At 71.9% G+C, this 14,807-nt stretch carries 1 protein-coding gene; it reads left to right on the top strand.

Annotated features, from left to right (window positions below; translation table 11 throughout):
* The first annotated feature begins 5 nt into the window (after positions 1 to 5).
* Entirely contained in the window at positions 6 to 14,804 is a 14,799-nt protein-coding gene (locus tag A4R44_RS22715) for a non-ribosomal peptide synthetase (RefSeq protein WP_067584142.1), read from the top strand.
* The last annotated feature ends 3 nt before the right edge of the window (positions 14,805 to 14,807 follow it).

The following is a 14,807-nucleotide window of genomic DNA, read 5'->3' as shown; positions in this document are numbered from 1 at the left end:
CCCCCATGACCTCGTCCCGTGCGGACCGCATCGCGGCGCTGCCCGCTCACCTGCAGGAAGCGCTGCGCCGCCGGATGGCCGGAACGGCCGGCCGCGCGCCGGAGATCCCGGCGGCCGCCGGCCGTTCCGGCCCAGTCCCTTTGTCGTCCGCGCAACGCAGGCTGTGGTTTTTCAGCCAGCTGCGCCCGGACGATCCCGAGTACAACAGCGCGTTCGCCTTGCGGCTGACCGGTGAGCTGGACGTCGAGGCGTTGGCGACGGCGTTGCGGCTGCTGGTCGCTCGGCATGAACCGCTGCGCACGACCTTCGAAGAAGCCGGCGGCGAACCCCGGCAGGTCATCCGGCCGCCGTACGAGGTGGCGCTTGCAGTGGCGGACGCCGCGCCGGAAGACCTCGACGCTGTCCTGAAGGCGGAGTATTCGCGGCCCTTCGACCTCTCGCACGGGCCGTTGCTGCGCGCCGTGCTCGTGCGGCTTGGTCCGGCCGAGCACGTGCTGCTGGTGTGCGTGCACCACATCGCCACCGACGGCGCGTCGATGGGCGTGCTGACCGAAGAACTCGGCCTCCTCTACCGCGACGGCGAGCGCGCGGACCTGCCGCCGCAGCCGTTGCAGTACGCGGATTTCGCGGTGTGGCAGCACAATCGCCCGACCCGTGCGGCCGGGCTGGAGCACTGGACCCGGCAGCTGGCCGGTGTGCCCCCGCTCGACCTGCCGACCGACCGGCCGCGTCCGGCTGCTCGCGGCACAGCGGGTGCGGTGCGCGAGTTCGCCGTTCCCTCCGACGTGGCGCGCGGGCTCGCGGACCTGGCGCGCACCTCGGAAACCACGTTGTTCACCGTGCTGCTCGCGGCCTGCCAGGCGCTGTTCGCGCGCTACACCGGGCAGGAGGACATCGCGCTCGGCACCGTCGTCTCCGGCCGGGACCGCCCGGAGCTGGAGCGGGTGGTCGGGTTTTTCGTCAACACCGTCGTCCTGCGCTGCGAAGTAGACCGGTCGGCTCCGTTCGCCGACCACCTGGCCGCGGCTCGGCAAACCGTCCTCGACGCCTTCGCCCACGACGACGTTCCGTTCGAGGAAGTGGTCGACGCGGTGCACGCGGGCCGGGACCCTGGCCGCAACCCGTTGTTCGACGTCATGGTGCTGCTGCACAACGCCACCGGGACCGGGCCGGTGTTCCCGGACCTGGCCGCCGAACCGGCCGGGGTGGCACGGGATTCCGCCACCTTCGACCTCACTGTCGAGTTCGAAGAATCCGGCGGCCGCCTGGCCGGGCTCGTCGAGTACAGCACCGAACTGTTCGAGGCCGGGACGATCGACCGGCTGATCGCCCACCTGCTGCGGCTGCTGGCCGGGATCGCCGCCGACCCGGGCCGCCGCATCGCCGACCTGCCGCTGACCACCGGGACCGAGGAAGCCCGGTTGCTCGGCTGGCGCGGCCCGGTGCTCGACGTCCCGGACGGCACGATCGTCGACCTCCTCGACCACCAGGCCAGGACCCAGCCGGCGGCGACCGCGCTGGTGTGCGGCGACGTCCGGCTGAGCTTCGCCGAACTCGCCGCGCGCACCGACGTGCTCGCCGCGGATCTCGCCGGCCGGGGCGCGGGGCCGGACCGGGTGGTGGCTGTGCTGCTCCCGCGCTCGGCCGACGCGATCGTCGCGCTGTTCGCCGTGCTCAAAGCCGGGGCGGTGCACCAGTCGATCGATCCCGGCCTGCCCGCCGAGCGGATCGAGACGCTGCTGGCCGACACCCGGCCGGCGGTGGTGCTGGACCGCATCGGCGGCTTCACCGACGGTCCGCGCCCGCCCGCGCCCAAGCCGTCGGACGCGGCCTACGTGATCCACACCTCCGGGTCGACCGGCACGCCCAAGGGCGTCGTGGTCGAGCACGCGGCGCTGGCGAACCTGCTGGCCAACCACCGGTCCGCGTTCGGCCGCGAACGGTTGCGCGCGGCGCTCACCGCGTCGCTGTCGTTCGACACGTCGTGGGAAGGGCCGCTGCTGCTGGCGGACGGCCACGAACTGCACCTGATCAGCGACGAAACCCGGCTCGACCCGGCCGCGCTCACCCGCTATGTCCGCGAGGAGCGCATCGGCTTCCTCGACGTGACCCCGTCCTACCTGCGGCAGTTGCTGCCCGCCGGACTGCTCGACGGCGAACAGCGGCCGCGGTTCCTCATGGTCGGCGGCGAGGCCATCGGGGCGAGCCTGTGGCACGAACTCGCCGGATCCGGGGTGGCCGCCGGAAACTACTACGGCCCGACCGAGTCCACTGTGGACTCGACGTGGGCTCCGGTGACCGGGGACCGCCCGTCGATCGGCCGTCCGCTGGGGAACGTCGGCGCGTACGTTCTCGACGAACAGCTCCGCCTCGTCCCGGCCGGGGTCCCCGGCGAACTCTGCCTCGCCGGAGCCCAGCTCGCGCGCGGTTACCTCGGCCGGCCAGGCCTGAGCGCCGACCGCTTCGTGCCGAACCCCTTCGGCGCGCCGGGAACCCGCCTCTACCGGACCGGCGACCGCGCCCGCTGGACCGCCGAGGGGCAGCTGGAACACCTCGGCCGGACCGACGACCAGGTCAAGGTCCGCGGCTTCCGGATCGAGCCCGGCGAGGTCGAGACCGCGCTGCGCGCGCAGCCGCAGGTGGTCGATGCCGCCGTCGACGCGCGTGACGGCAGGCTCGTCGCGTATCTCGTCGGCGACGCCGAGCCCGCCGAACTGCGCGCCGCGCTGACCCAGTCGTTGCCCGCCCACCTGGTGCCGTCGGCGTTCGTCCGCCTCGACCGGCTGCCGCTGACCCGGCACGGAAAACTGGACCGCCGGGCGCTGCCGGAGCCGGAGGTTTCCGCGTCAGCGCAGTACCTCGCTCCGCGAGACGAGCGCGAACGGCTCGTGACCGACGTCTGGGCCGAGGTGCTCGGCCTGGAGCGAGTCGGCGTCGAAGACGACTTCTTCGCCCTCGGCGGCGATTCGCTGCTCGGCATCCGCGTGGTCGCGCGGTTGCGCGCCGAACTGGGCGCCGACGTGCCCGCCCGGCTCGTTTTCACCGCACCGACCCCGGCGCTGCTGGCCGCGCGACTGCCCGCCGCCTCCGCGCCGCAGGAAGCGATCCCGCTGATCCCGCGCGGCGAAGGACCGTTCGAAGCTCCGCTTTCCTTTGCCCAGCAGCGACTCTGGTTCCTCGACGAATTCGACCCCGGCAGCACCGAGTACGTCTCGCCGACGGCGCTGCGGCTGCGCGGCGACCTGGACGTGCGTGCGCTGAACCAGGCGCTCACCGCACTCGTCGCCCGGCACGAATCGCTGCGCACGACCTTCGCGACAGCCGAGGGCCGGGGCGGGCAGATCGTCCACCCGCCCTACGCCGTCGATCTCCAGGCAGCCGACGGCGATCTCGCCACCGCGCTGGCCGCCGCGACCGGCCCGGTCGACCTGCACACCGGCCCGCTGCTGCGCGCCGCGCTCACCCGGCTCGGCCCCGACGACCACGTACTCACGCTGGTGCTCCACCACATCGTGACCGACGGCTGGTCCGCCGGCGTGCTCCTGAGCGAACTCGCCGCCTGCTACACCGCGTTCACCCGCGGCGACGAGCCAGGGCTGCCGCCGCTGCCCGTGCACTACGCCGATTACGCGGTCTGGCAACGGAACCGCACCGACTTCGACGGTCAGCTCAGCTACTGGCGGCACTGCCTCGCCGGTCTGGAGCCGCTGGAACTGCCGACCGACCGGCCCCGCCCGGCCGTCCGCACGAAGAACGGCGCCCTGCACGAGTTCAGCATCCCGGCCGGCACCACCGCGCGGCTCGCCGAGCTGTCCCGGCACCAGGGCAGCACGCTGTTCATGACTCTGCTCGCCGCCTGCCAGCTGCTGTTCGCGCGGTGGTCCGGACAGGACGACGTCGCGGTCGGCACTGTCGTGTCCGGCCGGGAACGCACCGAGCTGGAAGGCCTGATCGGCTTCTTCGCCAACACTCTCGTCCTGCGGTCCACAGTGGACTTGAACCGAGGTTTCGACGCCTTCCTCGGCGAAGTCCGGGACACCGTGCTCGACGCGTTCGCGCACCAGGCCGTGCCATTCGACCGCGTCGTCGACGACGTCCAACCCGAACGCGACCCCAGCCGCACGCCGTTGTGCCAGGTCATGGTCGTGCTGCACAACACCCCGGACGCCCGGCCCGCGCTGCCCGGGCTCGCCGTCGAGGAGGTCGCGCCGCCGATCGTGACCGCCGGCTTCGACCTGGCGATCCACTTCCAGCAGACCGCCGGGCGGCTCGACGCGGTCGTCAACTACAACACCGACCTGTTCGACGCGGCCACCGTCCAGCAGCTGAGCGGCTGGCTGCGGATCCTGCTGGCCGGAATCGCGGCGACGCCCGCGCAGCCGCTCGGCCGCCTGCCGTGGATCACCTCCGCCGAGCGCGACCGCGTCCTGCGCGAATGGAACCCGGTCGCCGTCGCGCCCCCGGAGCCGACGCTGCACCGGCTGTTCGCCGCGCAAGCCGCCCGCACCCCGCACGCGGTCGCGGTGACCTGCGAAGGCATCGACCTGACCTACCGCGAGCTGGAGCGGCGAGCGAACCGCCTGGCGCACCGGCTCATCGGCGAGGGCGCCGGGCCGGAACGCCTGGTGGCCCTGCGGCTGCCGCGCTCGCCGGACCTGGTCGTCGCGATCCTCGCGGTGCTGAAGTCCGGTGCGGGCTATCTGCCGATCGACCCGGATTACCCGCCCGCGCGGATCGAGGCGATGCTCGCCGACGCGCAGCCGGTGTGCGTCGTGGACACGGTCGCCGCGGACGACCAGCCCGACACCGAGCCCGGCGTGCGAGTCCGGCCGGAGAACACCGCGTACGTCATCTACACCTCCGGCTCCACCGGCGTGCCCAAGGGCGTGCTCGTCCCGCACGCGAACGCGACCCGGCTGTTCTCCTCGACCGAGCACTGGTTCGGCTTCGGCGACCAGGACGTCTGGACGCTCTTCCACTCCTACGCCTTCGACTTCTCGGTCTGGGAACTGTGGGGCGCGCTGCTGCACGGCGGCCGCCTCGTGGTGGTCCCGTCCGGCACCGTCCGCTCGCCGGAAGAATTCCTGGCCCTGCTGGCCGAACAGCGGGTGACCGTGCTCAACCAGACGCCGTCGGCGTTCTACCGGCTCGGCTCGCTGCCGTCCGCGCCGTTGAGCCTGCGGTACGTGATCTTCGGGGGCGAGGCCCTGGACCCGGTGCGCCTGGAGGAATGGCGACGGCGGCATCCCGACGGCCCGCGGCTGGTCAACATGTACGGCATCACCGAGACCACCGTGCACGTGACGTACCGCGAACTGGACGACCGCGCGACCGTCGGCGTGCCGATCCCAGACCTGCGCGCTTACGTCCTGGACGCCTGCCTCGAACCGGTGCCGCCCGGGGTCGCCGGAGAGCTGTACGTCGCGGGCGCGGGACTGGCGCGCGGCTACCTGAACCGGCCCGGCCTGACCGCCTCCCGGTTCGTCGCGGACCCGTTCGGCGAGCCGGGCACCCGGATGTACCGCACGGGAGACCTGCTGTGCTGGACCCCGGACGGCGAACTCGCCTACCGGGGCCGGGCCGATCACCAGGTCAAGATCCGCGGTTTCCGGATCGAGCCGGGCGAGGTCGAGGCGGCCCTGTCGGCGCATCCGGACGTGACCGGCGCGGTGGCTGTCGCGCACGGCGCCGGCGACGCCCGGCGGCTGGTCGCGTACCTGACCGGGACCGTGCCGGGAACCGCGGTGCTGCGCGAATTCCTCGCCCGGTCGCTGCCCGCGCACATGATCCCGGCGGTGTTCGTCGCGTTGGACGAACTGCCGCTCAACGCGAACGGGAAGCTCGACCACCGAGCCCTGCCCGCGCCCGGCGCGCGAGCCGAAAACCGTTATGCGGCCCCGCGTACCGAGACCGAGACCCTGCTCGCCGAGGTCTGGTCGGCGGTGCTCGGCGTCGACCAGGTCGGCGTCGAGGACAACTTCTTCGGCCTCGGCGGCGACTCGATCCTCAGCATCCAGGTGGTGTCCCGCGCTCGCCAGGCCGGGCTGACGGTGTCGTCGAAGGACCTCTTCCAGCACCAGACGATCGCCGAACTGGGCCGCGTCGTCAGCACCGGCGGACCGGTCGCGCAGCTGCCGGAGCAGGCCGGACCCGCACCGCTCGGGCCGATCCAGTCGTGGCTGTTCGCGCATCTGGCCGCGCCGTGGCGGCTGACCATGTCCGTCCACCTTGTACTGTCCTGCGTGGACGTTCCGCGGCTGACCGCCGCGATCGCTGAAGTCACCGCCGGCCATGCCGCACTGCGGATGCGGTTCTCCGAAGCGGGCGGAAGCCGGCAGCAAGAACCTGCTGCCGCGGAACCGGCGGCCATCCTGCGGCACGCCGATCTGTCCGAAGTGGACGACGTGGTGGCCGCGATGCACGCGGAGGCCCTGCGTGCGCAGACCTCTTTGGACGTCGTCAACGGCCCGGTGTGGCGCGCGGTCCTGTTCACCTTCCGCGACCGCTCCCCGCAGCTGTTCCTCACCGCGCACCACCTCGTCATGGACGGCGTGTCCTGGCGCGTCCTGCTGGGCGACTTGGAACACGCCTATCAGGGCGAACCGCTGGAACCGGCGGGCAGTTCGTTCACCCAGTGGGCTCGGACGCTCGCCGGCTACGTCCGCTCCGGCGGGCTCGACGGCGAGGCGGAGTACTGGGAGCGCGCGCTGCGCGGCGTCGAGACCGGGCTCCCGGTCGACCGCTCCGGGCGCAACACCGCGGAGTCGGCGCGCTCGGTGTCGGTTTCCCTGGGCCGGGCCGAGACTTCCGCGCTGCTGCAAGACGTGCCCGGCGCGTACCGGACCGAGGTCAACGACGTCCTGTTGAGCGCCGTCGCCCGCGTGCTGGCGCGCTGGACCGGCCGGTCGCAGGTCGTGCTCGAAATGGAAGGCCACGGCCGGGAAGACATTGCCGCGTCGCTCGATCTGTCCCGGACGATCGGCTGGTTCACCGCGCAGTACCCGGTCGCGCTGACTGTTCCCGGAGACGGCTGGGACGCGATCCTCAAGTCGGTCAAGGAACAGCTGCGCGCCATCCCGAACAAGGGCGTCGGCTACGAAGCACTGCGCTACCTCACCGAGTCGCCGCTGCGGAACGACCCGACACCGCAGATCTCCTTCAACTACCACGGCCGCTGGGACGTCGGAACCGCCGAGGACGGGCTGTACCAGGGCCACGGGGAGAACCTCGGCCACGACTGCGCACCCGGCAGCATCCGTCCGTACCTGCTGGACGTCGTCGGCGTGGTCGAATCCGGCGAACTGCACCTGACCTGGGAATACTCCGCCGAGGTGCACGAGGAGACGACCGTCCGCGACTTGGCCGGGGCAACCGTCGAGGCGCTGCGCGAGATCATCGCGCACTGCGCCGGGGCGGGCGGCCGCACGCCGTCGGACTTCCCGCTCGCCCGGCTCGACCAGACGACGGTGGACCGGTTGGCCGGGGACGGCCGCGAGGTCGAGGACATCTACCCGCTGACCGCGCTGCAGGCGGGCATGGTCTTCCACAGCCTGGTCGACACCGGGTCGAGCGCGTACTTCGACCAGTTCCGGCTGCGGCTGGCCGGCGTCCGGGACCCGCGCGCGCTGGCCGAGGCCTGGCAGCGCGTGGTGGACCGGACGCCGATCCTGCGCAGCAGCACGGTGTGGGACGGTGTCGACGAGCCGGTGCAGCGCGTCCATCGCGGAGTCCGGGTGCCGGTCGGGCAGCACGACTGGCGCGGCCTCGCTCCCGGAGAGCAGCAGGCTGAGCTGGCGAAACTGCTCGAAGCCGACCTGGCCGCGGGCATGGACCTGGCGACGCCGCCGTTGATGCGCCTGGAGATCGCCCGGGTCGCCGACGACGAGGTGCAGCTGCTGTGGACCTCGCACCACGTCCTGCTCGACGGCTGGAGCACCGCCCAGGTCTTCGGCGAGGTGTGCGAGCAGTACACGGCGATCGTCGAAGGCACGCCGGCGAAACTGACGTCGCGACGGCCGTTCCGCGACTACCTCGCCTGGCTGGCCGGGCAGGACCGGGCCGCGGCGGAGGAACACTGGCGCGACGTGCTCGACGGGTTCGCCGCACCGACGCCGCTGCCCTACGACCGCCGTCCCACGGAGGCGCATCGCGCGGAATCCGGGGCGACGGTGCTGGTCGAGCTGTCCGCCGAGGAGTCGGCGGGGCTGCGCGACATGGCGAAAGCCGCCGCGCTGACGGTCAACTCGGTCGTGCAGGGAGCGTGGGCGCTGCTGCTCGCGCGCTACAGCGGCGAGCCGGACGTCTTGTTCGGCACCACGGTTTCCGGACGGCCGCCCGAGCTGCCCGGCGTCGAGGTGATGATCGGCATGTTCATCAACACCGTCCCGACGCGGGTGGAAGTCCGGAATGGACAGCCGACCGCCGAATGGCTGCGCGCGATTCAGGCCGAGCAGGCGGACGCGCGCCGGCACGACTTCCTGGCGCTGGCACAGCTGCAAACCTTCACCGGGGTGCCGGCGGGCTCGTCGTTGTTCGACAGCGTGGTGGTCTTCGAGAACTATCCGATCGAAGACAGCGGACAGGACGGCGTCCGGGTGCTGGACGTCGAATCGCTGGACACCACGAGCTACCCGCTGAACCTCACCGCCTATCTCCACGACCGGCTCGGGCTCGAACTTTCCTACGACCCGAAGCTGTTCGATGCTTCGACCGCGCACCGGCTGGCCGGACACCTCGCTCAGCTGGTGCGCGCGATCGTCGACGACCCGCAGCGTCGCGTCGGTTCGCTCTCGCTGCTCACTGCCGGCGAGCGCGACCAGGTGCTGGCTCTGGGACACGGCGATACCGCCGACCTTCCCGCGGAGACGGTGCTGGACGTGTTCGACGCGACCGTGGCGCGGATGCCGCACGAGACCGCGCTGATCTTCCACGACACCGTCCTGGACTACGCGGAGGTCGACGCCCGTGCCACGCAGCTGGCGGAGGAGCTGATCGAGCGGGGCGCCGGGCCGGAGCGCGTGGTCGCCGTCATGCTGCCGCGGTCGGCCGAAGCCGTCATCGCGGTCTTGGCGATTTTCAAGGCGGGCGCGGTGTATTTGCCGATCGACGCGGACCTGCCGGAGGAACGCGTCCGCTTCCTGCTCGACGACGCGCGCCCGGTGGTCGTCCTGGGCAGGCCGGACGAGAGCTACGCGCCGCCAGCGCGGCTCTCGAAGCGGCCGGACGCGGACACCGCCGCGTACGTCATTTACACCTCCGGCTCGACGGGCACGCCGAAGGGCGTCGTCGTCGAGCACCGCGCACTGGTGAACCTGCTGGTCGCGCACCACGCGATCTTCCTCGACCGCGGGCGGGAACGGGCGGCGCTCACCGCGTCGCTGGCCTTCGACGCGTCGTGGGAACCGCTGCTGGCGATGTTCGACGGCCATGAGCTGCACGTGCTGGACGACGACACCCGGCTCGACCCGATCGCTCTGGTCCGGGCCGTCCGCGCGCACGGGCTCAACCTGCTCGACCTCACCCCGGCCTACCTCCAGCAGCTGCTGGAGGCCGGGCTGGCGACCGGCGACGTCCGGCCGCGCACGGTGATCACCGGCGGCGAGGCGGCCACCGAAACGCTGTGGCGGCAGCTGGCCGCCGCGGACGTCACCGGGCACAACTACTACGGGCCCACGGAAGCGACCGTCGACTCGATCCACGCGCCGGTGACCGGCGACCAGCCGCTGATCGGCCGTCCGCTGACCAACTTCCGCGCGTACGTCCTCGGCGACACCGGCGAACCCGTGCCGCCCGGCCTGCCCGGCGAACTGTTCCTCGCCGGACCGCAGCTCGCGCGCGGCTACCTCGGCCGGCCGGGACTGACCGCGGACCGGTTCGTCGCGGATCCCTTCGGCCCGCCGGGGGAGCGGATGTACCGCACCGGCGACCAGGTCCGCTGGACCGCCGAGGGCTCGCTCGACTACCTCGGCCGGGTCGACGACCAGGTCAAGATCCGCGGGTTCCGCGTCGAGCCGGGCGAGATCGAAACGGTGCTGCGCCGGCATCCGGCGGTCGCCGACGTCACCGTCATCGCCCGCGAAGGCCGCCTTGTCGGCTACGTCGTCGGCGAAGCGCGGGGCTTGCGCGAGTGGACGCGAGAACGGCTGCCGGAGCACCTGGTCCCGTCGGCGTTCGTGTCGCTGGACACGCTCCCGCTCACCCGGAACGGCAAGCTCGACCGCCGCGCGTTGCCCGCACCCGGCCGCGCCGGAACCGCCGAGTACGTCGCGCCGCGGACGACCGAGGAACAGCGACTCGCCGCGATCTGGGCCGACGTCCTCGGAATCGACCGCGTGGGCGCCGACGACAGCTTTTTCGAACTGGGCGGCGATTCGATTCTCAGCATGCGGATCACCTCCCGGGTGCGCGCGGAGTTCGGCGTCGAGGTGTCGCCGCGGATGCTGTTCTCCGCGCCGGCGCTCAGCCAGTTCGCCGCGGAACTCGCGGTCGGGCAGGCTGCGCCCGAGGCGATCCCGGTGGTCGCGCGGGACGGTGCGCTGCCACTGTCGTTCGCTCAGCAACGCTTGTGGTTCCTGGACGAATTCGAACCCGGCGGCCTGGAGTACATTTCTCCCACCGCGTTGCGCTTGCGCGGCGAACTCGACATCGCCGCCTTGCGGAAGGCGCTGAACACGGTCGTCGCCCGGCACGAATCGCTCCGCACCACCTTCGACGCGATCGAAGGCCACCCCGTGCAGATCGTCCACGAGCCCGCGCCGATCGACCTCCCGGTGGAGGACTTCGACGAGGAAACCCTGGTGCGCGAAGCGCTCCGGCCCTTCGACCTGCGCACCGGACCGCTGCTGCGCGCCCGGTTGTTCCGCGAGGAATCCGGTGCGCACGTCTTGCTGCTGGTGCTGCACCACATCGTCACCGACGGCTGGTCGGCCGGGGTGCTGGCCGCCGAACTGGACACCTGCTACTCCGGCTACCTCCGCGGCGAGGAGCCGCAGCTGCCCGAGCTGCCGGTGCAGTACGCGGATTTCGCTGCCTGGCAACGGGATTTCCTCGACAGCCCCGACCTCGACGAGCAGCTCGGCCACTGGCGGGACCGGCTCGCCGGGCTGGCGCCGCTCGAACTGCCCACCGACCGGCCGCGTCCCGCCGTCCGCGCGAACGAGGGGGAGTGGTTCGGCTTCGCCATCCCCTCCGAGGTCGCCGCGAACCTGCGCGAACTGGCCGGCGCACAGCACGGAACCCTGTTCATGACGCTGGTCGCGGCCTTCCAGGTCGTGCTGTCGCGGTGGTGCGGGCAGGAGGACGTCGCCGTCGGCACCGTCGCCGCCGGACGCGAGCGGGCCGAGCTGGAAGGGTTGATCGGCTTCTTCGTCAACACTCTGGTGTTGCGGTCCACAGTGGACTCGCGCGGGTCGTTCCGGGAGTTCCTCGGCGGCGTGCGCGACACGGTGCTCGACGCGTTCGCCCACCAGGACGTGCCGTTCGAACGCGTCGTGGACGCCGCTCAGCCAGTCCGCGACCCGAGCCGGACGCCGCTGTTCCAGGCGATGGTCGTGCTGCAGAACACCGGCGACCGGCCGGGCGGCGGCGCGCTGGTCGCCGAGGAGGTCGCCCTGCCCGCCACGACCGCGACCTTCGACCTGCTCGTGCAATTCGAGGAGGACGGCCGGTCGCTGCACGCCGCGATCAACTACGCCACCGGCCTGTTCGACGCCGCGACGATCGAGCGTCTCGCCGATCGCTTGCGGACCGCGCTGACCGTTCTCGCCGAGCTGCCGGACCAGCCGATGTCTTGCCTGCCGCTGCTGCCGCAAGCCGAGCTGGACCAGCTGCGGGCCTGGAACGACACCGCGGTGGCCGTCCCGGCCGCGTCGATGGCCCAGCTGTTCGAAGCCCAGGCCGCGCGGACGCCCGACGCTCCGGCTTTGGTGTCCGCTGCCGGAGAAATCACCTTCGCCGAACTGAACGCGCGGGCGAACCAGCTGGCGCGCCTGCTGGTCGATCGGGGTGCCGCGGCGGAACGGATCGTCGCCGTCCGGCTGCCGCGCTCGACCACGCTTATCCTCGCCGAACTGGCGGTGGCGAAGACCGGGGCCGCGTTCCTGCCGGTCGACCCGGGCTACCCCGCCGAGCGCATCGAGTTCATGCTGCGCGACGCCGACCCGGTCTTCGTCGTGGACGGCGAACTCGACGCCGGGCAGTACGCCGACACGAACCTCGACGTCCCCGTCGACCCCGATCAACCCGCGTATGTCATCTATACGTCGGGTTCGACCGGGCGGCCCAAGGGCGTCGTCGTGCCGAACGCGGGCCTGGCGTCCTTCGCCGCCGCCGAGATCGAGCATTTCCGGATCCGGCCGGGCGACCGGGTGCTGGCGTTCAACTCGCCCAGCTTCGACGCGTCGGTCTCGGAACTCTGCATGACCCTGCCCTCCGGCGCCGCGCTCGTCGTGCCGCCGGAGGGCCCGCTGCTCGGCACGCAACTGGCCGATCTGCTGGCGGAGCACCGGATCACGCACGCGCAGTTCCCGCCCGTCGCGCTGGCGACCGTGCCCGAGACGGCGCTGCCGGACCTGCGGACCGTCGTCGTCGGCGGGGACGTCTGCCCCGCTGAGCTGGTCTCCCGCTGGGCGCCCGGGCGGCGGATGGTCAACGCGTACGGGCCTACCGAGTCCACCGTCGTGACCTCGTGGAGCGAACCGCTGGCACCGGGCGGAACGGTGCCGATCGGCAAGCCGATCCGGAACACCGAAGTGCGCGTGCTCGACGCTGGCTTGCGCGAGGCGCCGATCGGGTCGGCGGGCGAGCTGTACGTCCGCAGCGTCGGCCTGGCGCGCGGCTACCTGTCCCGGCCCGGCCTGACCGCCGACCGGTTCGTCGCGGATCCCTACGGCCCGCCCGGGGCGCGGATGTACCGCACCGGCGACGTGGTCCGGCTGACCGCTTCGGGTGAGCTGGAGTTCGCCGGGCGGGTGGACGACCAGGTCAAGATCCGCGGATTCCGGGTGGAACTCGGCGAGATCGAGTCGGCACTGCGGCGGCATCCGGCGGTTCACGAGGCCGTGGTGGTGGCTCGGGAAGCCAACGGGCACAAGCGGTTGGTCGCTTATGTGGTCGGCGAAACCACGGAGCTGCGCGCCTTCCTGGGCGAGACGCTGCCGGACTACCTGATCCCGTCGGTGTTCGTGCCGCTCGATTCGGTTCCGGTGAGCCCCAACGGCAAGATCGACCGCATTGCCTTGCCCGCGCCGGATCTGTCGGCGCTGCGGACCGCCGGGTACCTCGCCCCGAGCACCGGCTTGGAGGAACTGCTGGCGACCGTGTGGGCCGAGGTGCTGGGAATTCCGCGGGTCGGCGCCGCGGACAACTTCTTCGAACTCGGCGGGGATTCGCTGCTCAGCATCCAGGTCGTGCACCGCGCCCGGCAGGCTGGGCTGGCGATGCGGTCGAAGGACCTGTTCACCCATCAAACGGTCGCCGAACTGGCTCAAGCGGTCCAGCCCGCCGATGCGGCCGAGGACGATCGCGAGGCCGTGGTCGGGGCCGTCCCGCTGACGCCGATCCAGCGGTGGTTCCTGGATGCTTCGCCGGTCAACCCCGCGCATTTCAACCAGTCCGTGCTGATCGAGCTGAACGGCCCGGTCGACGAAGAAGTGCTGCGCCAGGCCGTCGACGCGCTGGTGGCTCACCACGACGCGCTGCGGTTGCGCTTCGAGCGGACCGCTGAGGGGTGGATCCAGCACAACGACCCGGCCGGCTCCGGGTCCGTCTTGCGCCGAGTGTCCACTGTGGACCTGGAGCGGGCCGCAGGCGAGGCCCAGGCGAGCTTCGATCTGGCCCGGCCTCCGCACCTGCGTGCGCTCGTGTCGGATGCTGCCGAGCATCCGTGCCTTTTCCTGGTCGCGCACCACTTGGTGGTCGATGCGGTCTCGTGGGGCATCCTGCTGGAGGACCTGGAACGGGCTTACCGGCAGATCGAAGCCGGGGAAAAGCCCGACCTTGGCCCGAAGACGACGTCCTTCCGGGACTGGGCACACCGCCTGCGGGAGTTCGCGGAATCCGGTGCGCTGGACGACGAACGCTCGCATTGGGCCCGCGACCTGCCCGGCTGCGACATTCCGGCGGACCGGGTGGGTGCGGCCCCCGAACCGCAGGAATCGGTGTCGATCCGCGTCGGCGAACGTGACACCGATGCCCTGTTGCACCTCGCGCCCGGTGCCTATCGAACGCGGATCAACGACGTCTTGCTGACCGCGCTGGCCTGGACGCTCACGCGCTGGACCGGCGAGTCAGCGGTGGCGATCGACCTCGAAGGCCATGGCCGGGAGGAAATCCTGGACGACGTCGACCTGACCCGGACGGTCGGCTGGTTCACGACTTTGTTCCCGGTCGCCTTGGCGGTGGATCCGGCCGCGAGCTGGCGAAACCAGGTCAAGTCGGTCCGGCGGCAGTTGCGCGCGGTGCCCGGGAACGGTTTCGGGCATGGGGTCCTGCGGTGCTTCCGGTTCCCGGACCTGGGCCGGGGTGCCCCTCGGGTCGCCTTCAACTACCTGGGCCAAGGCGAGAACACCGGCTCGGGCGACGGGCTGTTCCTGCGCTCGCTTCCGCCGCTGGGCCGGGACCAGGACCCGGCGAACCGCTCGCCGCACGCGCTGGAGGTCGTCGGCGGGGCGCGGGAGGGACAGTTGGAGTTTTCCTGGTACTACCAGCCGGATCAGCATTCGCGAGAGACGGTGGCCGGGGTGGCCGCGGGGTTCGCGGACGCGTTGCGGGCTATCGCGGCGGATTGCCGGGGTGATGAGGCGTGAGCG

It is taken from the genome of Amycolatopsis sp. M39, assembly GCF_001651785.1.
Taxonomy (GTDB): Bacteria; Actinomycetota; Actinomycetes; order Mycobacteriales; family Pseudonocardiaceae; genus Amycolatopsis; species Amycolatopsis rubida.
This window is presented reverse-complemented; position numbering and strand designations above follow the sequence as displayed.